Source organism: Marivita sp. (assembly GCF_020055675.1).
Taxonomy (GTDB): domain Bacteria; phylum Pseudomonadota; class Alphaproteobacteria; order Rhodobacterales; family Rhodobacteraceae; genus Marivita.
On the sequence record NZ_JAIPUS010000009.1, the window covers coordinates 91,974 to 113,702 of the forward strand.

General features: G+C 62.6%; 22 protein-coding genes. 9 read left to right on the plus strand and 13 right to left on the minus strand.

The window, feature by feature from the left end:
• Window position 1 precedes the first annotated feature (1 nt).
• A complete protein-coding gene (locus tag LCF59_RS08495; protein WP_292287026.1) occupies window positions 2-448 on the minus strand; it encodes a GNAT family N-acetyltransferase in 447 nt (148 codons plus the stop codon).
• A complete protein-coding gene (locus LCF59_RS08500) occupies window positions 445-1,386 on the minus strand; it encodes a nucleoside hydrolase (RefSeq protein ID WP_292287027.1) in 942 nt (313 codons plus the stop codon). Before LCF59_RS08500 ends, LCF59_RS08495 begins: the two co-directional genes overlap by 4 nt.
• A gap of 228 nt (window positions 1,387-1,614) precedes the next feature.
• Between LCF59_RS08500 and zwf the strand changes: the two genes are divergently transcribed.
• The 3 genes from zwf to pgi are packed head-to-tail and all read left to right on the plus strand — an operon-like array spanning window position 1,615 to window position 5,332.
• Window positions 1,615-3,069, plus strand: coding sequence for a glucose-6-phosphate dehydrogenase (zwf, locus tag LCF59_RS08505; RefSeq protein WP_292287028.1), 1,455 nt, complete (start codon window positions 1,615-1,617; stop codon window positions 3,067-3,069).
• Entirely contained in the window at window positions 3,066-3,743 is a 678-nt protein-coding gene (gene pgl / locus LCF59_RS08510) for a 6-phosphogluconolactonase (RefSeq protein ID WP_292287029.1), read from the plus strand. The genes zwf and pgl overlap by 4 nt, the downstream gene beginning before the upstream one ends.
• A gap of 5 nt (window positions 3,744-3,748) precedes the next feature.
• Window positions 3,749-5,332: a glucose-6-phosphate isomerase gene (pgi, locus tag LCF59_RS08515; protein WP_292287030.1), complete on the plus strand. Its 1,584-nt coding sequence runs from the start codon at window positions 3,749-3,751 to the stop codon at window positions 5,330-5,332.
• Between the two features lie 24 nt (window positions 5,333-5,356).
• On the opposite strand, the gene LCF59_RS08520 is transcribed toward pgi, so the two are convergent.
• Window positions 5,357-5,848, minus strand: a complete 492-nt coding sequence (locus LCF59_RS08520; protein WP_292287031.1) for a thioesterase family protein — start codon at window positions 5,846-5,848, stop codon at window positions 5,357-5,359.
• A gap of 12 nt (window positions 5,849-5,860) precedes the next feature.
• Window positions 5,861-6,295: a cupin domain-containing protein gene (locus LCF59_RS08525; protein WP_292287032.1), complete on the minus strand. Its 435-nt coding sequence runs from the start codon at window positions 6,293-6,295 to the stop codon at window positions 5,861-5,863.
• A 104-nt stretch (window positions 6,296-6,399) separates the two neighbouring features.
• On the opposite strand from LCF59_RS08525, the gene LCF59_RS08530 reads away from it, so the two are divergent.
• The 5 genes from LCF59_RS08530 (at window position 6,400) to LCF59_RS08550 (ending at window position 10,948) form a co-directional block, all read left to right on the plus strand.
• On the plus strand, window positions 6,400-7,023 hold the full coding sequence (locus LCF59_RS08530) for a holin-associated N-acetylmuramidase (RefSeq protein ID WP_292287033.1): 624 nt from the start codon (window positions 6,400-6,402) through the stop codon (window positions 7,021-7,023).
• Entirely contained in the window at window positions 7,014-7,547 is a 534-nt protein-coding gene (locus tag LCF59_RS08535; protein ID WP_292287034.1) for a holin family protein, read from the plus strand. The genes LCF59_RS08530 and LCF59_RS08535 overlap by 10 nt, the downstream gene beginning before the upstream one ends.
• A gap of 82 nt (window positions 7,548-7,629) precedes the next feature.
• Window positions 7,630-9,600 (plus strand): heme lyase CcmF/NrfE family subunit, encoded by a 1,971-nt coding sequence (locus LCF59_RS08540; RefSeq protein WP_292287035.1) that lies wholly within the window; start codon window positions 7,630-7,632, stop codon window positions 9,598-9,600.
• Window positions 9,597-10,097 (plus strand): cytochrome c-type biogenesis protein, encoded by a 501-nt coding sequence (locus tag LCF59_RS08545; protein WP_292287036.1) that lies wholly within the window; start codon window positions 9,597-9,599, stop codon window positions 10,095-10,097. Before LCF59_RS08540 ends, LCF59_RS08545 begins: the two co-directional genes overlap by 4 nt.
• Before the next feature lie 74 nt (window positions 10,098-10,171).
• Window positions 10,172-10,948 (plus strand): enoyl-CoA hydratase-related protein, encoded by a 777-nt coding sequence (locus LCF59_RS08550; RefSeq protein ID WP_292287037.1) that lies wholly within the window; start codon window positions 10,172-10,174, stop codon window positions 10,946-10,948.
• Between the two features lie 267 nt (window positions 10,949-11,215).
• On the opposite strand, the gene gltA is transcribed toward LCF59_RS08550, so the two are convergent.
• Window positions 11,216-12,511: a citrate synthase gene (gltA, locus tag LCF59_RS08555; protein WP_292287038.1), complete on the minus strand. Its 1,296-nt coding sequence runs from the start codon at window positions 12,509-12,511 to the stop codon at window positions 11,216-11,218.
• An 81-nt stretch (window positions 12,512-12,592) separates the two neighbouring features.
• Entirely contained in the window at window positions 12,593-14,005 is a 1,413-nt protein-coding gene (gltX, locus tag LCF59_RS08560) for a glutamate--tRNA ligase (RefSeq protein ID WP_292287039.1), read from the minus strand.
• A gap of 78 nt (window positions 14,006-14,083) precedes the next feature.
• Between gltX and LCF59_RS08565 the strand changes: the two genes are divergently transcribed.
• Window positions 14,084-16,114, plus strand: coding sequence for a ComEC/Rec2 family competence protein (locus tag LCF59_RS08565; RefSeq protein ID WP_292287040.1), 2,031 nt, complete (start codon window positions 14,084-14,086; stop codon window positions 16,112-16,114).
• Here LCF59_RS08565 and lexA read toward each other — a convergent pair.
• The 7 genes from lexA to LCF59_RS08600 form a co-directional block, all read right to left on the minus strand.
• A complete protein-coding gene (lexA, locus tag LCF59_RS08570) occupies window positions 16,108-16,806 on the minus strand; it encodes a transcriptional repressor LexA (RefSeq protein ID WP_292287041.1) in 699 nt (232 codons plus the stop codon). The genes LCF59_RS08565 and lexA overlap by 7 nt on opposite strands.
• A gap of 87 nt (window positions 16,807-16,893) precedes the next feature.
• A complete protein-coding gene (gene glp, locus LCF59_RS08575; RefSeq protein ID WP_292287042.1) occupies window positions 16,894-18,063 on the minus strand; it encodes a gephyrin-like molybdotransferase Glp in 1,170 nt (389 codons plus the stop codon).
• Window positions 18,060-18,536: a cyclic pyranopterin monophosphate synthase MoaC gene (gene moaC / locus LCF59_RS08580; RefSeq protein ID WP_292287043.1), complete on the minus strand. Its 477-nt coding sequence runs from the start codon at window positions 18,534-18,536 to the stop codon at window positions 18,060-18,062. The genes glp and moaC overlap by 4 nt, the downstream gene beginning before the upstream one ends.
• The gene (gene trpC, locus LCF59_RS08585) at window positions 18,533-19,336 is read right to left on the minus strand and encodes an indole-3-glycerol phosphate synthase TrpC (RefSeq protein ID WP_292287044.1); all 804 of its coding nucleotides are present in this window, start codon (window positions 19,334-19,336) and stop codon (window positions 18,533-18,535) included. The genes moaC and trpC overlap by 4 nt, the downstream gene beginning before the upstream one ends.
• Window positions 19,333-19,980, minus strand: a complete 648-nt coding sequence (locus LCF59_RS08590) for a uracil-DNA glycosylase (RefSeq protein ID WP_292287045.1) — start codon at window positions 19,978-19,980, stop codon at window positions 19,333-19,335. Before LCF59_RS08590 ends, trpC begins: the two co-directional genes overlap by 4 nt.
• A 124-nt stretch (window positions 19,981-20,104) precedes the next feature.
• A complete protein-coding gene (gene trpD / locus LCF59_RS08595; protein ID WP_292287046.1) occupies window positions 20,105-21,121 on the minus strand; it encodes an anthranilate phosphoribosyltransferase in 1,017 nt (338 codons plus the stop codon).
• Window positions 21,118-21,699: an aminodeoxychorismate/anthranilate synthase component II gene (locus LCF59_RS08600; RefSeq protein WP_292287047.1), complete on the minus strand. Its 582-nt coding sequence runs from the start codon at window positions 21,697-21,699 to the stop codon at window positions 21,118-21,120. Before LCF59_RS08600 ends, trpD begins: the two co-directional genes overlap by 4 nt.
• Window positions 21,700-21,729 lie beyond the last annotated feature (30 nt).

Here is a 21,729-nt window from a genome sequence, read left to right on the forward strand (position 1 = left end):
CTCAGAGCGTGCGCGTCATATAGGTATAGCCGTGCCGGGTGATGAACTTGGCGCGGTGATAAAAGCTCTTTAGGGCATCATCGCTTTGCTGTGCTTCAAGGTGCAGGGCGCGGATGCCGCCAACGCGCAGAGCCTTGGCCAGTGCATTGAGCGCCTCGGACCCCATTCCGCGCTTGCGCACGGCGCTGCGCACGAAAAGTTCGTCCACGATGGCGTGCATGCCGCCATATTCAACAGACCATCCGAAAGAAACCACGACATATCCCACCGGCGCACGGCGCGGTCCGATGAGCCAGACCGCGCCATGCGGGCTGCCTTGCAGCAGTGGCAGGATGGCGTCGTGCTGATGCTCGGCCGTGGTGGCGAACCCTTGATGGTCGTGAAACGCGGCAACCAACGGCAGCAGCTTTGGCAGATCCTCGGGCTTGGCAAGGTGCAGGGATCTCATAGCCGGGACAACCGGTTTGTCAGCAATTCAAAAAAACCGTCGGCGTCTATATCGCCCATGAACATCGCGTTTGGCGCGCGCCCGCTCACGCGCCACCAGTCGGCAACGGTCATCCCAAGTGTCAGCTCGGACTGCGTTTCGATTTCGACATTGATGTGCCGTCCCGTGAACAGCTCCGGCTGTATGAGGTAGGCGGTCACACAGGGGTCGTGAAGCGGTGCACCGGCGTTGCCGTATTTTTCCTTGTCGAACCGTTCGAAGAAATCCGTCATCTCGGCCACCGCAACGCCAACCGGGCTGCCCATGGCGCGGAAGGCGTCGTTGCGCGGAGCGGTGACAAGCGCCTTGTGGGTCACGTCCAGTGGCATCACGGTGATGGGCGCACCGCAGGCAAAGACCATTCTGGCGGCCTCGGGGTCGACATGGATGTTGAATTCCGCCGCCGGGGTGATGTTGCCCACCTCGAAATAGGCACCGCCCATCAGCACGATCTCCTGGATGCGGCTGGCAATATCGGGTGCACGGTCCAGGGCGGTGGCGATATTGGTCAGCGGTCCAAGCGGGCAGAGCGTGACGGTCCCCGCGGGGGCGCGGCGCAGCGTGTCGATGATGAAGTCGACGCCGTGCCGGTCCTGAAGCGGCATGGTCGGGTCGCGAAGGGTCGGACCGTCGAGGCCGGTCTTGCCGTGCACATGCTCTGCCGTGATCAGCTTGCGAGCGATCGGTGCATCGCACCCGGCAAAGACCTTCGTGTCAGGTTTGCCCGCCAATTCGCAGACGATCCGCGCGTTCCGTTCCGTCAGTGTCAGCGGTACGTTGCCCGCAACGGCGGTGATGCCCAGAACCTCGATCTCCTCGGGTGAGGCCAGCGCAAGCAGTATGGCGACCGCATCGTCCTGGCCCGGATCGGTGTCGATGATGATTTTGCGGGGTGGCATCGGAACCTCCTTGGCTGGGTGGGTGGTGGCACGCGGCAGAGGCGGGATCAAGCGCGTTGATGACAGGCGGGCGGCTGCTTGCCGCTGCTATGAGATCCCGGCCGGCATCGGTTATTGCAGTGTCGCTTCGGAATGATACTCTTGTCTGCGAAAGACAGAAATACGTTTACATCTGGTCCGTTAGCGCTAACAAGTCCGCAAACCAATCAGAATCGGAAGGACCGTGCCATGGTGTCCCGCGTTATTCCCGTTGATCCGTTCGACCTTGTCATTTTTGGCGGCACAGGCGATCTGGCCCGCCGCAAGATCCTGCCGGGTCTTTTCCGGCGGTTCTGTTCGGGGCAAATGCCCGAAGGATCACAGATCATCGGCGCCGCACGATCTGACATTGATGATGCAGAATATCGCAACATGGTGTCCGACGCCGTCGAGGAGTTCGGCGGTGGCCGGACATGCGAACGCGGCACGCTGGAGGCGTTTCTCGACACGATCCATTTCGTCACCACCGATGCAAAGGGTGATGGCGGCTGGAACGAGTTGAACGGCAAGATGCGCCCGGACTGTGTGCGTGCGTTCTATTTCTCGGTTGGGCCGTCGCTGTTCGGTGATCTGGCCGAACGCCTGCATCGCTTTGGCCTGGCCACACCCGACAGTCGCATCGTGGTGGAAAAACCGTTCGGCCATGACCTGAAGTCTGCCAAGGCGCTCAACGCCACGCTGGCGCAACATTTCGATGAGGCGCAGATTTACCGGATCGACCATTATCTTGGCAAGGAGACGGTGCAGAACCTCATGGCCGTGCGCTTTGGCAATATGCTCTTCGAGCCGCTGTGGAACGCGCAATACGTCGATCACATCCAGATCACCGTGGCCGAGACCGTGGGTGTTGGCGGCCGGGGGAGCTATTACGACAAGTCCGGCGCGATGCGGGACATGGTACAAAACCACCTCATGCAGCTTTTGTGTCTTATCGCGATGGAGCCTCCGGCGAAGTTCGATCCGGATGCGGTGCGGGACGAAAAGCTCAAGGTGATCCGCGCGCTGGAGCCTGTAGATTGGCATCACGTCGTGCGCGGCCAATATGGCGCGGCCCGGGACGCGCCGAGCTATCGCGAGGATGTTGAGAATCCCAAGTCAAGCACCGAAAGCTTTGTCGCGATGAAGTGCCATGTCTCCAACTGGCGCTGGGCCGGTACGCCGTTCTATATGCGCACGGGCAAGCGGCTCAAGGCGCGTACCTCCGAAATTGCAGTGGTGTTCAAGGACGCACCGCATTCGATCTTTGGCGTGGATGCGGGCCGGCACCGCAACGTGCTGGCGATCCGGTTGCAGCCGAACGAAGGAATGACGCTGGATGTGACGATCAAGGAACCGGGGCCGGGGGGGATGCGACTTCTGGATGTGCCGCTCGACATGAGCTTTGCCGAAACGCTGGGCGCCGAGGCCGAAGAGGCACCGGATGCCTACGAGCGGCTGATCATGGACGTGATCCGGGGGGACCAGACGCTCTTCATGCGGGGTGACGAGGTCGAGGCGGCCTGGGCCTGGACAGATCCGATCATCGCGGATTGGGTGATGCGCAACGACGTGCCAAAGGAGTACGAACCCGCGAGCTCCGGACCCGAAGACGCGCTGATGCTGATGCATCGGGATGGACGCAAATGGCGAGAGGTGAAGGCATGAGCTACGATTTTCAATCTTACCCCGATCGCGAAATGTTGGCGATCAATCTTGCCAACCGGATCGCGGGGGATCTGCGCTCGATCCTGAGCCACGAGGACCGCGCGGTACTGGCGGTACCCGGGGGCACCTCGCCAGGTCCGGTATTCGACGATCTCTGCGCCGCCGATCTGGATTGGAGCCGGGTCGACGTTCTGCTGACCGACGAACGCTGGGTGCCCGAAGAGAGCGACCGCTCGAACACAAGGCTGATCCGCGAACGCTTGCTGGTGGATCGCGCGGCGGCGGCGCGTCTCTTGCCGCTCTACGCGCCGGCTGACACCCCCGAGGAGGTTCTCGTCGACCTGGAATCGCAGATCGAACCCGCATTGCCGCTGGCCGTTCTGTTGCTGGGTATGGGGACCGACATGCACACCGCGTCGATTTTCCCGGGCGCAGACCAGCTTGAGATCGCTCTGTCACCAAACGCGCCGATCCTTGTGGCAATGCGCGCGCCCGGTGCGCCCGAGCCGCGCATCACGCTCAGCGGGCGGGTTCTGAATGATGCCATCCGCAAGCATGTGCTGATTTTCGGGTCCGAAAAGAAAGACGCGCTGGCCAACGCGAAGGGCAAGCTGCCCGAGGATGCGCCAATCAACGCGGTGATCGAGGAGGCGACGGTCCATTGGTCGGAGTGAGCAGAATGTGGAAGGAACTCAAAGCGGCGGCCGAGGCGGGGCGTGACCGGTCGATACTTGGCCTGTTCGAAGCGGATGCCGACCGGGCAAAGGTCTTCAGTGTGACGGCGCTCGACCTGCTGTTCGACTATTCCAAGACGCAGATCGATACCGCCACGCGTGACATGCTGTTCGCGCTCGCCAGGGCCGCGGATATCCCGGCGCGGCGTGACGCGATGTTCACGGGGGAGAAGATCAATGAAACCGAGGCCCGTGCGGTGCTGCATACGGCACTGCGCAACCTGGATGGCGATGCGGTTCTGGTGGACGGGCAGGATGTCATGCCCGGGGTTTACGGCACCCTGGCCCGGATGGAGGTTGTGGCAAACGAGGCGCGCGGGTCCGCGATCACCGATGTGGTCAATATCGGCATAGGCGGGTCTGACCTTGGGCCCGCGATGGCCTATCAGGCGTTGTCACCCTATCGCGACGGACCGCGTTGCCATTTCGTGTCGAACGTGGATGCCGCGGATATCGCGGACACGCTTCGCGGATGCGACCCCGAAACGACACTTTTCATCGTCGCCTCCAAGACCTTTACAACGATCGAGACCATGACCAATGCGCGCACGGCGCGGGCCTGGTTGCAGGATCACGGTGTGTCCACCGACGGGCGTTTCATCGCGCTGTCGTCCAATGCCGGCGCCGCGAGCGAGTGGGGTATCCCGCCCGAGCGCGTGCTTGGCTTCGAGGACTGGGTCGGCGGACGTTACTCGTTGTGGGGGCCGATCGGCCTGTCGCTGATGATCGCAATCGGGCCGCAGGGCTTCCGCGCGTTTCTGCGCGGCGGGCAGGCGATGGACCGGCATTTCCGGGCTGCAGATTTGCATGAAAACATGCCGGTGCTGCTCGCGCTGGTGGGGATTTGGCACAATCAAGGCTTGGGCCATGCGACACGCGCGGTTCTGCCCTATGACAATCGGCTGTCGCGTCTGCCCGCCTATTTCCAGCAACTGGAGATGGAAAGCAACGGCAAATCCGTGGCGATGGACGGGGCGAACCTGCCGTTGGATTCCGGGCCCGTGGTCTGGGGCGAACCCGGCACGAACGGTCAGCACGCGTTCTACCAGTTGATCCATCAGGGCACACGGGTGATCCCATGCGAGTTCATGGTCGCCGCCGAAGGCCACGAGAGCGATCTGCGCCACCACCATGAATTGCTGATCGCCAATTGTCTTGCCCAATCCGAAGCGTTGATGCGTGGCCGGTCTCTTGAAGAGGCGCGCGCGCGCATGGCGGCCAAAGGGCTGAGCGGAGATGACCTGGAGCGGCAGGCGCGGCACCGGGTATTCCCGGGCAACCGTCCGTCCACCACGCTGATGATGCCCAGGCTGACACCCGAGGTGCTGGGCCAGGTCGTCGCGCTTTATGAACACCGGGTGTTTGTCGAAGGGGTAATCCTTGGCATCAACTCGTTCGACCAATGGGGTGTCGAGCTTGGCAAGGAACTGGCCACATCGCTTGGCCCGGTGGTCAGCGGTGCCGCGTCGGCCGAAGACAAGGACCCAAGCACGCAAGCGCTTGTCGATTATGTCAAACGCTTTGGCTGAGCCGGTGGCTGGCTGACGACGGTACTATGCCGTTGCGGGTGGCTCCGGAACGCCATCGACGGTGTGAAAGTGGGCACGGATGTTGTCCGGTATCGGCATCCGGCCGCTGCCATCCGGTTCGAGCAGGACGATGACGCAGGTAAAGGCGGCCCGTTTGCTGCCGCCGGCCCAGATTTCCTGCTCCATGGTGAAACTGGTGGTGCGATAGGCGATCGTGCGGGAAAGAACCACGTAATCTTCGTTCGCGCGCATTTCCCGAAGCCAGTCGATCTCGCCGCGGCGGATGACGATGCGGGGCTCGACGTCGGGATCCTTGTAGCGCGACAATCCAATCTGCTTGAAATACACGACCCGTGCGGTTTCGAACCATGTCAGATAGGCCACGTTGTTCACATGGTTGAGCGGATCGATCTCACCGAAACGGACACGGTCCGCAATCGCGAGCGGCCATGGCCGGGATATGCCGAGGGCGCGTTGGGCCTCAGCGGCCAGCGGGGTCAGATAGGGGATGGTCATTCCGATGATGTTTCAATCCGCGCGGGGAATGTCAAATCCCGGTGCCGCCAGGGTGAAACCGTCGAAACGGAAGCCTGGGCTCACGGTGCAGCCAACCAGGGTCCAGTCACCGGTACTGCGTGCGGCCTGCCAGTAATGCGGCGGCACGATCAATTGAGGTGACTGGCCGGCGAACAGGTCCGGGCCCAGGTGGCAATCCTGTGCGGGACCGTCATCTGTCGCGGCAATCGACAGAATGAGCGGCGCACCGGCGTAGTGATGCCAGATCTCCGTCGCATCGACATGGTGCCAATGGCTGTGCTCTCCCGCGGCCAGAAGGAAAAAGATACAGGTGCCGGAGGGGCGACCGGGACCGTTCGCCTCCCATGTCTGGCGGAAATGCCCGCCTTCGGGATGTGGGGAAAGGTCCAGGTGGCAGATGATGTCCTCTGCTGTTTTCTCTTCCATATCAGAGGGATATCCGTTGTCCATGGTCTTGCGTGCGCCCGTTTGTGACTCTGTTAACCCGCAGCTTTGCAGTCTTTGCGCAGCAAGGCAATCGGGTGAGGACTATGGACGGGCAAAACAGCGATGTGTACCGGATCGCGCAGGAGATCGTCGCGAGAGAAGGCGGATACGTGAATGACCCGGATGATCCGGGGGGCGCCACCAAGCATGGCGTGACAATCCATACGATGCGGCGGCTGGGACTGGACCTGACTGGCGACGGGCGGGTGAACGAGACGGATGTACGGCGACTCACGGCAGCCCAGGCGGCCGAAATCTTTGTCGCGCATTATTTCACGCGCCCGCGCATCGCTGAATTGCCCGAACCATTGCAGGCCACAGTCTTTGATATGTACGTGAATGCCGGGGCCAATTCGGTGAAGATCCTGCAACGGTTGTTGGGCAAGATGGGCTTCAAGGTCGAGGTCGATGGCGTGATCGGGCCAAAGACCATCGCGGCCTCCGCGCGGGCCCACGCAGTGGCGCCCGATCATATCGTGGATGCCTATGGAATCGAGCGGCGCAATTACTACTTTGCGCTGGCCGACCGCCGCCCTGCCAGCCGCAAATACGCGCGAACCCAAGCCGGAGGCAAAGGGGGGTGGATCACACGTGCCGAGACCTTTTTGGCCGCACGGTATCATCTGACAGCAGAGGCGTTCCGGCAAAGGGTGGCAGCATGGGATTGATTGAACAGGTGTTTTCGCTGGTCTTCGGGTCAGGGCGCAACCTTGTCCGTGACACCGCAGAGGTGTTTCGCCCCAATGCCGAGGCGCAGGCACAGCGGGATCTCGACCGCTATGGGGCATCACTTGCGCAGTACGCGCAGGAATTTTACGCGCCGCAGCGTGGATGGTTCGACCGTTTGATGGATGCACTCAACCGCGTGCCGCGCCCGGCGATGGCCTTGGGCACATTGGGTTTGTTCGTCTCCGCGATGGTCGATCCCGCATGGTTCGCTGCGCGGATGTCCGGGCTCGCGCTGGTGCCGGACCCGCTTTGGTGGCTCCTGGGCGCCATCGTCAGTTTCTATTTTGGCGCGCGGCACCAGGCCAAGGGGCAGGAATTTCAGCGCGATCTGGTGGCCCGCATGGCATCAATGCCAGCCCGCCCGGCGTCGCAGGCCGAGCCTGTCGTGGACCCGCCCGGCCCGGTCCATACCGATGGAAACGCAGCGCTGGAAGACTGGCAGCGGCACCGAAGATCCCGCTGATCCCGACGCTTGCGACAATGTGAACCGCTCTGACACACGAAATGGATTGGCCCATGGCTGCGCGATCCCTATAGTGTTTGGTATGGTTACAGAACTCGGTCACTTCGCCCTCATTCTCGCGTTTCTTGTCGCGATCGTGCAATCCGTGGTCCCGATGGTGGGCGCACACAAACGCTGGCCGGGATGGATGGCCGTTGCCGAACCCGCAGCGACGGTGCAATTCCTGTTGACGGGCTTTTCCTTTGTCGCGCTGACCTATGCGTTCGTGACCTCGGATTTCTCTCTCAAGCTTGTCTGGCAAAACAGTCATTCGGCAAAACCGATGATCTACAAGATCAGCGGCGTATGGGGGAATCACGAAGGATCGATGCTGCTCTGGGTGCTGATCCTGACGCTGTTCGGCGCGATGGCCGCCTGGTTCGGCAACGGTCTGCCACCAACGCTGCGCGCACGGGTTCTCGCGGTGCAATCCTCCGTGGCAGTGGCGTTTTTCGCCTTTATCCTGTTCACCTCGAACCCGTTCCTGCGCCTTGCGGTGCCGCCTTTCGACGGGCAAGACCTCAATCCGCTGTTGCAGGACCCCGGATTGGCGTTTCACCCGCCGTTCCTGTACTTGGGCTATGTCGGGCTGAGCATTTGTTTCAGCTTTGCGGTCGCGGCCCTGATCGAGGGACGCGTCGATGCGGCCTGGGGGCGCTGGGTGAGGCCCTGGACGCTGGCGGCCTGGGTGTTCCTGACCATCGGCATCGCGCTTGGATCGTGGTGGGCCTACTACGAGCTTGGCTGGGGCGGTTTCTGGTTCTGGGACCCTGTCGAGAACGCCTCCTTCATGCCATGGCTCCTGGCGGCGGCGCTGTTGCACTCGGCCATCGTGGTCGAGAAACGCGAGGCACTGAAAAGCTGGACCATCCTGCTGGCAATCCTCGCGTTCGGATTCTCGCTGATCGGCACGTTCATCGTTCGCTCTGGCCTGCTGACCTCGGTTCATGCGTTCGCCAATGATCCTGAACGCGGGGTGTTCATCCTGATGATCATGATTTTCTTCACCGGCGGCGCGCTGACGCTTTTTGCAGCGCGGGCCAGCAGGATGGAGGCCAAGGGTGTCTTTGGGGTGGCCAGCCGGGAAAGCGCGCTGGTGGCGAATAATATCCTTCTGGCGGTGAGCTGCTTCGTGGTTTTCATCGGCACAATGTGGCCGGTCGTGGCCGAGATGTTCTTTGACACCAAGCTGAGCGTTGGTGCGCCCTTTTTCAACATGGCGTTCACGCCGTTCATGGTGGTGCTTGGCCTGCTCTTGCCGCTGGGATCGATGCTGAGCTGGAAGCGTGCCAAGGTAGGCCGCGCGTTTAAGCAATTGCTTCCCGGCTTCATCCTGAGTGTGCTGGTGCTGGGCTTGTTCTGGACCGTGCAGACGGGCAATAGCCTTCTGGGTCCGGTGGGCATGTTCCTCGGCACGTGGATCGTGTCGGGCGCGGTTCTGGATCTTGTAAACAGGTTGGGCCAGACGCGTGACTGGTCACGCCTGTTCCGGCTGCCGCGGTCTGACTGGGGCAAGGCGACAGCGCATATCGGATTTGGCATCACCATGGTTGGCATTGCAGGTCTGATGGCATGGGAACAAGAGGACATCCGCGTGGCCCAGATCGGAGAGCCATTCCAGGTCGGTGATTTCGAACTGGAGCTGACGGCCGTCAACGAGGTGCGTGGACCCAACTATTTCTCGACCATGGGCGACGTCATCGTGCGCCAGGATGGAGAACAGATTGCCGTACTCAACCCGGAAAAGCGCAACTATCCCGTGGCGCAGATGCCGACGACCGAGGCGGCGATCGACTACCGCGTCCTGCGCGACCTTTACGTGGTGATCGGCGATGAACAGGACAATGGCGGCTGGGTCATGCGGACCTATATCAAACCGCTCGCGAACTGGATTTGGGCGGGTTCGATCCTGATGGCATTGGGCGGAACTCTGTCTTTGTCCGACCGGCGCTACCGCGTTGCCGCCGGCACGCGGCGGCAAGCCGCAGAACCATCGGGAGTTCCCGCGGAATGATCGGGGTTTGGACAGTGGCAGCCCGGATCCGTGCGTGTGCATTGATCCTGTGCCTGGCCGTCGCATTTCCGATGGCGACTCCGGTTATGGCCGTCCAACCCGATGAGGTATTGGACGACCCGGCGTTGGAAGAGCGCGCGCGCGACCTGTCCAAAGGTCTGCGCTGCGTTGTCTGCCAAAACGAGAGCATCGACGAATCCAACGCCGATCTGGCGCGCGAGCTGCGCCTTGTGGTGCGAGACCGACTGGTCGAGGGCGACAGCGATGAGCAGGTTGTCCAGTACCTGGTTGACCGCTATGGCGAATTTGTTCTGCTCAAGCCGCGCACCGACGGGTGGAACATTATTCTGTGGCTCGCGGCTCCGGCTCTGTTCCTGATCGCGCTTGGTGTTGGCATCTTCTATGTACGCAGCCGCGCAGCCGCCACCGAGCCGACAGAGATGCGTCTGTCCGAAGATGAGGAAAAACGGTTGAACGAGCTGCTCAGGGAGTCTTGACGGCGCGTTGACCTTTGCCAAAGCAGGCAGTCTGGTGTGTCATGCGCCGAACTGGCGCAACAAGAGCAGGGCAGATGAACTACCAGACGATCACATTCGACATTACCGATGATATCGCAACGATCACCCTGAACCGGCCCGATGTGATGAATGCGCTCAACACCCAGATGCGCGCCGAGATCACGGATGCGGTGCAGGAGGGCGGACGCGCCGCCCGCGTCGTTGTACTGACCGGGGCGGGCAAGTCGTTTTGCTCAGGGCAGGATCTAGGAGATCGGACGAGCACTGCGAATCTCGATCTGGAACGTACGCTGCGTGATGAATACGTCCCGATGCTGCGCGCGATTTTCGATTGCCCGGTGCCGACCATCAGCGCGGTCAACGGGGCTGCGGCCGGGGCAGGGGCCAACCTCGCGCTTGCCGCCGACGTGGTGATCGCGACGGACTCCGCCTTCTTCCTGCAAGCCTTCACCCGCATTGGCCTGATCCCGGATGCCGGCGGCACCTATTACCTGCCGCGCCAGATGGGGCTGGCCAAGGCCATGGGCGCGGCGCTTTTTGCCGAAAAGATCACCGCGCGCCAGGCGGACGACTGGGGCATGATCTGGGAAGCGGTGCCCGATGCCGCATTCGAACAGCACTGGCAGAGCCGCGCGGCGCATTTGGCCAAAGGCCCGACAGTCGCCTATCACCACGTCAAACACGCCATCCGCGCGTCGTTTGACAATACCCTTGAAGAACAACTTGCGTTGGAAGCCAAGCTGCAAGGCCAGTGCGGCCAGACCCGCGACTTCAAGGAAGGTGCTGTGGCGTTCCTCGAAAAGCGCCCTGCGCTATACGAGGGACGATAAGCGGCGTCATGCCGTGCGGCGGTTGCGCCTGAGCGGGAGATACGCATCTTCCGACCAGACAGCGTCGACACAATAGGTGTTACGCGCGCGACCGGTCTGGGTAAAATTCTACGCGACATGGTGCGATCGCGGTCGCGTTCATCGGATCGGCGACTATAAATGGAATATGCGGGTCGCGTTCATCTGCGGTCACGCGACCCGCTCTCATTCATTGAACACCCATGTCGGGGACCCGCAAAACCGGTGCCCGGTTTTGCGCAGTTCGCTCTAGCGGTTTTCGATATCGACGTAATCGCGCGTTGTTTCGCCACGGTAAAGCTGGCGCGGACGGCCGATTTTCATCTGTGGATCGGCAAGCTGCTCTTTCCACTGGGAAATCCAACCCACGGTCCGGCTCAATGCAAAGATCGGGGTGAACATCGCGGTCGGAAATCCCATGGCTTCGAGGATGATGCCGGAATAGAAATCCACATTCGGGAACAGCTTCTTTTCCGAGAAGTAGGGATCGGCAAGCGCCGCTTTTTCCAGTTCTTTTGCGGTTGCGAGCACCGGGTTGTTTTCGACGCCCAGGAGATCGAGCACCTCGTCCGCAGACTGTTTCATCACCGTCGCACGAGGATCGAAGTTCTTGTAGACGCGGTGGCCAAAGCCCATGAGACGGAAAGGATCGTCCTTGTCCTTGGCGCGGGCGATATATTCCGGGATGTTTTCCGGCGATCCGATCTCTTTGAGCATCTCCAGGCAGGCCTGATTCGCACCACCATGCGCCGGACCCCAAAGGCAGGCTATGCCCGCCGCGATACAGGCAAACGGGTTGGCCCCGGAAGACGACGCCAGGCGCACCGTGGATGTCGACGCGTTCTGTTCGTGATCGGCGTGCAGCGTAAAGATGCGATCCATCGCCCGGGCGAGGATCGGGTCGACCACGTATTCCTCGGCCGGCACGGCAAAACACATGTGCAGGAAGTTCGCCGCGTAATCCAGATCGTTGCGCGGGTAAACGAAGGGCTGGCCGATCGAATACTTGTAGGCCATCGCGGCAATCGTCGGCACCTTAGCGATCAAGCGGTGCGAGGCGACTTCGCGCTGGCGCGGATCATTGATATCGGTGCTGTCATGGTAGAACGCAGCCATCGCGCCGACGACACCCACCATCGTGGCCATCGGATGCGCGTCGCGACGAAACCCACGGAAGAAATTGTGCATCTGCTCGTGGATCATCGTGTGATGGGTGATCGTGGTCTCGAATTCCTCAAGTTTCGCGGCCGAGGGCAATTCGCCGTACAGCAGCAGGTAGCAGACTTCGAGGTAATGCGATTTCGCTGCAAGCTGATCGATCGGATAGCCGCGGTGCAGCAATTCACCCTTGTCGCCATCGATAAAGGTGATGGTGCTGTCACAGGCCGCGGTCGAGGTGAAACCGGGATCATAGGTGAACACACCCGCTTGACCGTAGAGTTTTCGGATGTCGATCACATCCGGTCCTGCGGTGGGGGAATGGATCGGCAGTTCGTAGGAGGAGTCGCCAATCCTCAGCGTCGCGTTTTTAGAGGTGTCAGACATACGTGGTCCCTTCGTCTCGTTGCCTTGAACAGTGGTTCAAAGCCAGCTTCCCCAATCTACGGCAACATGCACCAATCGGTGTCATTTGTCGCCCGCAGCGGCTGCTTCTTCCAGGCGGGCAACGGTTTCCTGCCGCCCCAGAACCAGCATCATATCGAACACACTCGGCGTCACGGTCCGGCCCGCAAGAGCAGCCCGCATCGGGCCTGCCAGCTTGCCGAACTTTGTCCCGTGCTCTTCGGCGATCCGGGATGTGACGGCTTCAAGATCGTCGCGCATCCAGCTAGCATTTTGCAACTGCGGCGTCAACGATTTCAGTATACCACGGGATACCGCATCCAGGGCCTTGGACGCTTTCCCGTCCGCCTCTACCGGGCGCCTGACCAGAACAAAATGAGCCTTTTCAATCAGTTCCGGGAAGGTGCGCGCCCGGTCCTTGAGGCAATACATCGCATCGAGCATCCCGGCGGCCTGTGCCTTGTTCAGAAGTGGTTTTTCCGCTGCCGCCAAGTATTCCTGCAATTCATGCAGCAGTGCAGCATCCTCCGCCACGGCCATGTGCTGTCCACTCAGATTCTCCAACTTCTTGAAGTCGAACCGCGCCGGGGATTTGCCGATGCCGTTCAGGTCGAACCACTCTTTTGCCTGATCATCGGTAAAGAACTCGTTATCGCCATGGCTCCAGCCCAGACGCGCCAGGTAATTGCGCATCCCCGCCGCCGGGTAGCCCAACACCTGGTATTCATCGACCCCAAGCGCGCCGTGGCGTTTCGACAGTTTCTTGCCGTCGGGGCCGTGAATCAGCGGGATATGCGCCCAGACCGGCACGTCCCAGCCCATCGCGGTATAGATCCCCATCTGGCGCGCCGCATTGTTCAGGTGGTCATCCCCCCGGATCACATGGGTCACGCCCATATCGTGGTCATCGACAACAACCGCCAGCATGTAGACCGGTGTGCCGTCCGAGCGTAACAGCACCATGTCATCCAACTGATCGTTGCGGATGGTGACATCGCCCTGCACCTCGTCGCGGATCACCGTTGTGCCGTCCTGCGGGGTGCGCAGACGGATGACGAAAGGTCCGTCCGGATGCGATGACGGCTCGGCATCGCGCCAGGGGCTCTGGAAAAGCGTCGATCTGCCCTCGGCACGCGCGGCTTCGCGAAACGCTTCTATTTCGTCCTGCGTGGAAAAACATTTGTAGGCCGCGCCTTTTGCCAGCAACGCATGCGCCACCTCGGCATGACGTTCGGCCCCGGCGGCCTGGCTCACGACCTCGCCGTCATGATCCAGCCCAAGCCAATCCAGCCCCTTGAGAATCGCTGCCGTCGCCTCTGGGGTCGAGCGCACCCGGTCGGTATCCTCGATTCGCAGCAGGAACTTTCCTCCGCATCCCCGCGCATACAGCCAGTTGAACAGCGCCGTGCGCGCACCGCCGATATGCAGGAAACCGGTGGGCGAGGGGGCGAAACGGGTGACGATCTGGCCGGACATTGGGCGCGTTTACCTTTCGATAACTGTCTAGGAGATAACTTAAGGCTCTCTTAACCAGCACCATCCACGGGGGCAAGTATGGCGCGGGTCCGGTCTGTCATCCCCGACCTGCTTCTGGCGCAGCGGGGCGGGCTGTTTCCGTTCGTTCCGGTGTGCCTTGGGCTGGGAATCGGGTTGTTCTTTGCGCTGCGGATCGAGCCGCCGACCTGGGTTCTGATTGCCAGTGGCACAAGCGGCGGCATGACTCTCTTGCTTTACCTGCGCAGTCGGTCCGCCCTTGCGCCGCTGATGTGCGCCGTGTCGATGGTGGCGCTGGGGGTTGCGCTGGCTGGAACGCGGGCGCACCTGGTGGCGGGGCCGGTGCTGGAGTGGCGGTACTACGGGCCGGTGACGGGCCGTGTGGTTGCCATTGACCGTTCTGCCTCGGACGCATTGCGCATCACGCTGGACCGTGTCTGGCTGACCAATGTGCCGCTGTCTGAAACGCCGACACGTGTGCGCCTGTCGATGCACATCACGTCCGAAAGCCTGACGCCGCGGCCGGGCATGACCATCATGACCACCGCCCATCTGGGCCCGCCGGGCGGTGCGGTGGAACCCGGCGGCTTTGATTTCCGGCGCCACGCCTGGTTCCTGCGGCTCGGCGCGGTGGGATATACCCGTGTACCGCTTGTCCTGTGGGAAAAGGCGGGGCGGAACCGCCCCATGTTTCAAGTCCGGATGGCAATCTCGGCGCGTGTTCAGGCGGCGCTTGCCGGGGAGATCGGGGCGTTTGCCACCGCCATCATCACTGGCGACCGAAGCGCGATCCCGCAACCCGTTTTGCAGGCTCTGCGCGACACCAACCTTGCGCATCTTCTGGCCATCTCGGGCCTGCATATGGGGCTGGTCAGCGCCTTTGCCTTCGCCCTGTTACGGCTTGGCCTGTTGCTCACCCCGATCGGCCTGCGATGGCCGATCAAGAAAATCGCGGCGGCGGGCGCTTTGGGCGTCGCCGCCATCTACCTTGCGCTTTCGGGGGGCAATGTGGCGACCGAACGGGCTTTTGTCATGGTGGCGGTGATGCTGCTTGCGGTGATGGTGGACCGGCGTGCCATTTCCCTGCGGGCGGTGGCGCTGGCTGCGGTGATCGTCCTGGCTCTGCGCCCAGAGGCGATGATGGGGCCGGGGTTCCAGATGTCTTTCGCGGCAACCACGGCGCTGGTCGCGGTGTTCGGAGCGATCCGCGACAGCACGCATGAATTGCCGCGCCACCGTGTGCTGCGCGGCGTGGCTTCGGTTGTGCTGTCTTCCGCGGTTGCCGGGGCGGCCACGGCTCCGGTCGCCATGGCGCATTTCAACCAGGTGGCACAATACGGCCTGGTCGCGAACCTGCTCACGGTGCCCTTGATGGGTCTCGTGGTGATCCCGGCGGCGGTGCTGGGCGTGCTGTTGATGCCCTTGGGACTCGAGCGTCTGGGTCTCGGCGTGATGGGTCTCGGCCTCGACTGGATCCTGGCGGTTGCACAGCACATGGCGAAACTGGACGGGGCCGTGCGTCCCGTGATGACGCCAGGCGCCTCTGTCCTGCCGCTGATCGCGTTGGGGTGTCTGTTCGTTGTTGTCTGGCAGGGGCGCGGGCGGTGGGTCGGACTGGGCCCGGTGGCTCTTGCCGTGCTGCTGTGGAGCGGGGCCGATCGTCCACCGATCCTCGTTGCCGAAGGCGGCACGCTCGTGGGGGTTATGACCGATCAGGGTCGTGCGCTGTCGCGGCCGAAAGGGTCGGGCTTTGTCGCCCGCGTCTGGTTGGAGAATGACGGCCACGGCCTGAGCCAACCGGCGGCCGCGGACCTCTGGGCGGCGGCACGTGGCCAGGTGCGTCACATCCATGGCAAACGAAACGCGGCGACATTCGATGGATGCAATGCGGGTGAATTGGTCATCGCCAGCGCCGATCTGCCGGATCACCCGACGGCGGCGCGGTGCACGGTGATCGATGCACCCATGCTTGGCCCACTTGGCAGCCTCGCCGTTACGCGCGGGGTGGATGACACCTGGATCATCGAAAAGGCGCGCGACCGATCCGGCGCGCGCCTGTGGAACAACCAAGCGGTGCGCGATGCTCAGTAAGTGCGGATCAGACCGACCAGGCGCCCCTGTACCTTGACGTCGCCCACTGGCAGGATGCGCGGATCATGCGCCGGGTTTGCCGCTTCGAGGATGATGCTTTCACCCTTGCGTTTATAGCGTTTCAGCGTCGCTTCGTAGCCTTCGATCTGGGCCACCACGATATCGCCGTTATCTGCGGAAGACGTTTCGCGGATCACCACGACATCGCCATCGTTTATCCCGGCGTCGATCATCGAATCGCCTTTGACCTCAAGCGCATAGTGCCGTCCATTGCTGGACAGCATGGTGCCCGGGACCGCCATCTTCGGGGGGACATCGTTGATTTCCTGGATCGGCACACCGGCGGCGATCCGCCCCATGAGTTCGAGATCGACTGCCCCGGTGTCTTCAACCTCGAGGGTGTTGGCCGGACCCGGCCCATCCGGCAGATCGCCCTCGATCACACGGGGGGTGAAGCCGGGTTGTTTCTGCATGAGCGAATCCGGCAGTTTCACGATCTCGATCGCGCGGGCGCGATGGGCAAGGCGGCGGATGAATCCGCGTTCCTCAAGCGCTGTGATCAGGCGGTGGATTCCTGATTTCGACCGCAGATCAAGCGCTTCTTTCATTTCATCGAAACTGGGCGGTACGCCGTCGCGCGCAACGCGTTTGCTGATGAACTCCAGCAGGTCGAGTTGTTTTTTGGTGAGCATGCTCTGCCTCCGCTCGGATGATCCTCGCCGTTTGTTCTAATAATGTTCTTGTTTTGTGTCAAGAATTTGTGAACGCAGTGCGATCGTCTAGCGGATAGGCAGATATTCGACCGTGTCACCGGCCATGCGCGGTGGATCGTTCGGTGCCCGCACGATCAGCGCGTCCGACTGGCCAAGAACCCGCAAGAGCGAGCTGTCCTGCGCGTCGAAGGCGACAAGCCCCGCATCTGTAAAGCGGGCGCGCATGTAGTGTTCGCGCGGTCCATTGGCGGTCAGGGCCTGAGCAAGGATGCCCGATTTGCGGGGCGCAGGCGCGGTGGGCAGGCCAAGCATCGCGCGGATGACGGGCGCAAGGAAGACATGCCCGCACACCATCGCCGACACCGGATTGCCAGGCAGGCCAATCATTATGGAGTCGCCGAACCGCCCGGCCATCAACGGTTTGCCGGGGCGCATGGCCACCTTGTAGAAGGTCTGGTCGAACCCCATTTGCGGAGCGAGGTTGGCCACCACATCATGATCGCCCACCGAGGCGCCTCCGATGGTCACGATCACATCTGCCCCCTGCGCCAGATCGAACGCGGCGCGCAAGGATGCCTCGTTGTCCCGCGCAATGGGAAGCAAGCGCGGCGCGGCCCCAAGATCCCGCATCAGCGCATGCAGGCCGAGCGTGTTCGACGCGATGATCTGGTCGGAACCGGGGGTCTCTCCTGGCATGACAAGCTCGTCTCCGGTGGAGATGAGCGCCACCACGGGCTGCCGTGTCACCGGCAGCTCGGCCACGTTCATGGAGGCCAGAAGTGCAATGTCGTTGGGCCCGATAATACGGCCTGCGCCAACCGTGTCGCCGATTCGAAAATCGCCGCCCGCCGGCCGGATATGGGAGGTATCGCCCAGCCGGTCGCCAAGCGTGATCGTATCACCATCGCGCGTGACATCTTCCTGGATCACAACCGTTTTCGCCCCTGCGGGAACCGGGGCGCCGGTAAAGATGCGGACCGCTTCGCCGGGTTTGACAGGGTGCTCAAATCTTTGGCCGGCGGCGGATTCACCGATCACGCGCAGCCTGGCTCCGGGCTTTGCCTCGACGACTGCGTAGCCATCCATCGCGGAACCATCGAAGGGCGGCTGATCGCGGGTCGCCGCAACATCCCTGGCCAACACCCGGCCATGCGCCTGCAACAGCGGGACGGTCTCGGCCTCGAGCGGGCGGGCCAGTGCGAATAGATGTTCCAGCGCGTCTGCGACCGAGATCATACCGCCTCGTACCGTCCGGATTTGCCGCCATCCTTCAGCATGACGCGGATGCCGCTGATCTCCATTTCCTTGTCCACCGCCTTGGCCATGTCATAGACGGTGAGCGCAGCGGTGGAAACGGCGGTGAGCGCCTCCATCTCGACGCCTGTCTGGCCCGTGGTCTTGACCGTTGCCTCGATCCGAAAACCGGGCAGATCGGGCGCCGGGGTCAGCTCGACCGAAACCTTGGTTACGGGAAGGGGATGGCAAAGCGGAACCAGGTCGGCCGTCTTCTTGGCGCCCATGATCCCGGCAAGTCGCGCAACTCCGAGCACGTCCCCCTTCTTGGCCCGGCCCTCATGAATGATATCAAAGGTTTCCCGCGCCATCTTGATGTGACCTTCGGCCACCGCGATCCGCGCCGTGCTGGCCTTGTCGGAGACATCGACCATATGGGCATCGCCCTTTGCGTCGAAATGCGACAACCCGCTCATGCCGCCACCGGGTCGGCCAGCAGCGCGCGCGTCGCCTCGGCCACGTTGGCCTGCCGCATCAGGCTTTCCCCGATCAGGAAGCTGCGCGCGCCATGGGCGGCCATATCGGCAAGGTCGGACGGCGTTGACAGGCCGGATTCGGCAATCAGCATCCGGTCAGGTGGCAGATGCTTCGACAGGTCACGTGTTGTCTCAAGTGTGGTCTTGAAGGTCTTGAGATTGCGATTGTTCACGCCAATCAACGCGGACTTCAACGCCAGGGCCCTGTCCAGTTCGCTGCGGTCGTGCACCTCGATCAGCACGTCCATCCCCCAGGCGATCGCGGCATCTTCGAGATCCGCCGCCTGTGCATCGCTGACGCTGGCCATGATGATCAGGATGCAATCCGCGCCAAGGCTGCGCGCCTCGGCCACCTGGTAGGTGTCATACATGAAGTCCTTGCGCAGCGCGGGCAGCGAGGTGGCCCGCCGCGCGGCGACCAGGTACGACTTGTCCCCCTGGAAACTCGGCGCGTCGGTCAGCACCGACAGGCACGCCGCCCCTCCGGCTTCATAGGCCTGCGCAAGGCTTGCCGGTTCGAAATCCGCCCGGATCAAGCCCTTTGAGGGCGACGCCTTCTTGATTTCGGCGATCAGGCCATAGCCTGTCACCTGCGCATTGCGCAGCGCAGCGCCAAAGGGCCGAACAGCGTCGGCGTCCTTTGCCCTGGCTTCGATCTCCGAGAGCGGCACGCGCGACTTGTCGGCGGCAATTTCCTCGAGCTTGTAAGCCTTGATGCGGTCTAGGATGGTGGCACTCATGGCGTTGTCCAGTTGATCGGGGCGTGTCCTTGCTGTCTAAGCCAAGCGTTCACGGTGGAAAAGGGGCGCGATCCGAAAAACCCGCGATACGCCGAAAGCGGCGAGGGATGGGCGCTTTGCAGGACGAAGTGGCCCTTGTCTTGCAATCGGGCGGCATGGCCGCGCGCATCATTGCCCCAAAGCACGAAGGCGCGCGGCCGGTCTGACAGCGCATCGAGCACCTGCGGCACGAGCCGTTGCCAGCCCAGCCGCCGGTGCCCGCGCGCCGCCCCGGCGGGCACTGTCAAAACGTCATTGAGCAGGAGCACACCCTGATCGGCCCAGAAGTGCAGATCTCCATCGGGTGGCGCAGCCCCCAGATCATCGCGCAACTCCTTGAAGATATTCGCCAAGGACCGTGGCAGCGGTGCGACATCGGGCGCGACCGAAAACGCAAGCCCATGCGCGTGTCCGGGCGTCGGATAGGGGTCCTGGCCCAGGATCACCACCTTCACATCGGCCGGCGCGCAGGCGTCGAGGGCGGCAAAGACCTGCTTTGCCGGGGGCAGAACGGGGCGGCTTTCGGCCTCCAGGGCTGTCCGGATCGCGGGCAGGCTTTCCTGGAAAAACGGCAGATGACCCCAATGTCGGGGAGGCGTCAGCATGCTGCATGTCCGTGGTTTGCCCGGGGTGACAGTCCTGCGGGGCCCGGAGCAGAGCCATGGGGGGGTCCGATGTCGGAACATCGACGATGCGTCACCGCATCGTCTGCCACCCGGATACACCGCGTCACGCCGACTGCGTGACCCGCGCCAGCGCCTCGACGCGGGCCTTCGCGGCGCCGCTGTCGACGCTGTCGGCAGCCATTTCGGCGCCGGATTTCAGGTCCTTCGCCTTGTCCGCCACCACCAGCGCCGCTGCCGCGTTCAGCAGCACCGCATCGCGATAGGCGCTCCTGGTCCCGTCGAGCAACGCGCGGAAGGCCGCCGCGTTTTCGGCAGGGGTGCCGCCAAGGATGTCGCGGAAGGGATGCACCGGCAGCCCAGCATCTTCGGGATGAACCTCGCGGCCCCGGATCTTGCCATTCTCCAGAACGGCCACCTGGGTCGGTTCCGCGATCGAGATTTCGTCGGTCCCGTCGCCGCCATGTACCAACCACGCTTTTTCGGTCCCCAGGTCCTTGAGCGTTTCGGCCATCGGAAAGATCAAGTCTATGGCAAAGGCCCCGGACAGCTGCCGCTTGACGCCGGCGGGATTGGTCAGCGGGCCAAGGATGTTGAAGATCGTCTTTGATCCCAGTTCCTGCCGCACCGGCATGACGTGTTTCATCGCCGGATGGTGCATCGGGGCCATCATGAAGCCAATGCCAGCCTGTTCCAGCGCACGCTCCACCACGTCGGGCCCGACCATGACGTTGATTCCCATTTCGGTCAGAGCATCTGCCGCACCGGATTTGGAGGACAGGTTGCGGTTGCCGTGCTTGGCGACGGTCACTCCAGCACCGGCAACGACAAAGGCCGCCGCGGTCGAGATATTCAATGTACCCATCCCGTCGCCGCCCGTGCCGACGATATCCATCGCGCCCTCGGGCGCGGTTACGGGCGTGCATTTGGCGCGCATCACCGAGGCCGCTGCGGCGTATTCGGACACGGCTTCGCCCCGCGCCCGCAGCGCCATCAACAAGCCACCGATCTGCGCCGGGGTCGCCGCGCCGTCAAACAGAAGCTCGAACGCCTGTTCGGCCTGCGACCGGCTCAGAGGGCCTTCCGAGGCTGCGTAGATCAGGGGCTTCATCAGATCACTCATGCGGGCACCTTCATGTCGGTCACGAAATTCCGGAGCAGCGCGTGCCCATGTTCCGAGGCGATGGATTCGGGGTGGAACTGCACGCCTTGCAGGGGCAGTTGGCGGTGGCGCAGCCCCATGATGGTGCCGTCCTCGAGCCAGGCCGTGATCTCGAGGCAATCCGGCAGGCTGTCGCGTGCGACCACCAAAGAGTGATACCGCGTCGCCTTGAACGGAGAGGTCAGCCCGGCGAACACGCCCGCCTGGTCATGATGCACCACCCCCATCTTGCCGTGAACAATGTCCGAATGGCGCACCACTTGTCCTCCGAACGCCTGTCCCAGCGTCTGGTGGCCCAGGCACACGCCCAAGAGCGGAACGCGTGTTTCGGCGGCGGCACGGGTCAAGTCAAGGCAGATGCCCGCTTGATCCGGGTCGCAGGGGCCGGGCGACAGCAGGATACCCGCCGGGTTCATCGCCAGTGCCTCTTGCACCGAGATAGCGTCGTTGCGTGCGACCCGGACATCGGCGCCAAGCTCACCCAGATAGTGCACGAGGTTGTAGGTAAAACTGTCGTAATTGTCTATGAGCAGCAGCATTCGGTTTCTTCTTCGTCGGGGCTGGCATGG

Excerpts from the sequence above, each read along its gene's own strand:
- LCF59_RS08495 (WP_292287026.1), bottom strand. The coding sequence starts at position 448 with ATGAGATCCCTGCACCTTGCCAAGCCCGAGGATCTGCCAAAGCTGCTG.
- LCF59_RS08500 (WP_292287027.1), bottom strand. The coding sequence starts at position 1,386 with ATGCCACCCCGCAAAATCATCATCGACACCGATCCGGGCCAGGACGAT.
- zwf (WP_292287028.1), top strand. The coding sequence starts at position 1,615 with ATGGTGTCCCGCGTTATTCCCGTTGATCCGTTCGACCTTGTCATTTTT.
- pgl (WP_292287029.1), top strand. The coding sequence starts at position 3,066 with ATGAGCTACGATTTTCAATCTTACCCCGATCGCGAAATGTTGGCGATC.
- pgi (WP_292287030.1), top strand. The coding sequence starts at position 3,749 with ATGTGGAAGGAACTCAAAGCGGCGGCCGAGGCGGGGCGTGACCGGTCG.
- LCF59_RS08520 (WP_292287031.1), bottom strand. The coding sequence starts at position 5,848 with ATGACCATCCCCTATCTGACCCCGCTGGCCGCTGAGGCCCAACGCGCC.
- LCF59_RS08525 (WP_292287032.1), bottom strand. The coding sequence starts at position 6,295 with ATGGAAGAGAAAACAGCAGAGGACATCATCTGCCACCTGGACCTTTCC.
- LCF59_RS08530 (WP_292287033.1), top strand. The coding sequence starts at position 6,400 with ATGGACGGGCAAAACAGCGATGTGTACCGGATCGCGCAGGAGATCGTC.
- LCF59_RS08535 (WP_292287034.1), top strand. The coding sequence starts at position 7,014 with ATGGGATTGATTGAACAGGTGTTTTCGCTGGTCTTCGGGTCAGGGCGC.
- LCF59_RS08540 (WP_292287035.1), top strand. The coding sequence starts at position 7,630 with ATGGTTACAGAACTCGGTCACTTCGCCCTCATTCTCGCGTTTCTTGTC.
- LCF59_RS08545 (WP_292287036.1), top strand. The coding sequence starts at position 9,597 with ATGATCGGGGTTTGGACAGTGGCAGCCCGGATCCGTGCGTGTGCATTG.
- LCF59_RS08550 (WP_292287037.1), top strand. The coding sequence starts at position 10,172 with ATGAACTACCAGACGATCACATTCGACATTACCGATGATATCGCAACG.
- gltA (WP_292287038.1), bottom strand. The coding sequence starts at position 12,511 with ATGTCTGACACCTCTAAAAACGCGACGCTGAGGATTGGCGACTCCTCC.
- gltX (WP_292287039.1), bottom strand. The coding sequence starts at position 14,005 with ATGTCCGGCCAGATCGTCACCCGTTTCGCCCCCTCGCCCACCGGTTTC.
- LCF59_RS08565 (WP_292287040.1), top strand. The coding sequence starts at position 14,084 with ATGGCGCGGGTCCGGTCTGTCATCCCCGACCTGCTTCTGGCGCAGCGG.
- lexA (WP_292287041.1), bottom strand. The coding sequence starts at position 16,806 with ATGCTCACCAAAAAACAACTCGACCTGCTGGAGTTCATCAGCAAACGC.
- glp (WP_292287042.1), bottom strand. The coding sequence starts at position 18,063 with ATGATCTCGGTCGCAGACGCGCTGGAACATCTATTCGCACTGGCCCGC.
- moaC (WP_292287043.1), bottom strand. The coding sequence starts at position 18,536 with ATGAGCGGGTTGTCGCATTTCGACGCAAAGGGCGATGCCCATATGGTC.
- trpC (WP_292287044.1), bottom strand. The coding sequence starts at position 19,336 with ATGAGTGCCACCATCCTAGACCGCATCAAGGCTTACAAGCTCGAGGAA.
- LCF59_RS08590 (WP_292287045.1), bottom strand. The coding sequence starts at position 19,980 with ATGCTGACGCCTCCCCGACATTGGGGTCATCTGCCGTTTTTCCAGGAA.
- trpD (WP_292287046.1), bottom strand. The coding sequence starts at position 21,121 with ATGAGTGATCTGATGAAGCCCCTGATCTACGCAGCCTCGGAAGGCCCT.
- LCF59_RS08600 (WP_292287047.1), bottom strand. The coding sequence starts at position 21,699 with ATGCTGCTGCTCATAGACAATTACGACAGTTTTACCTACAACCTCGTG.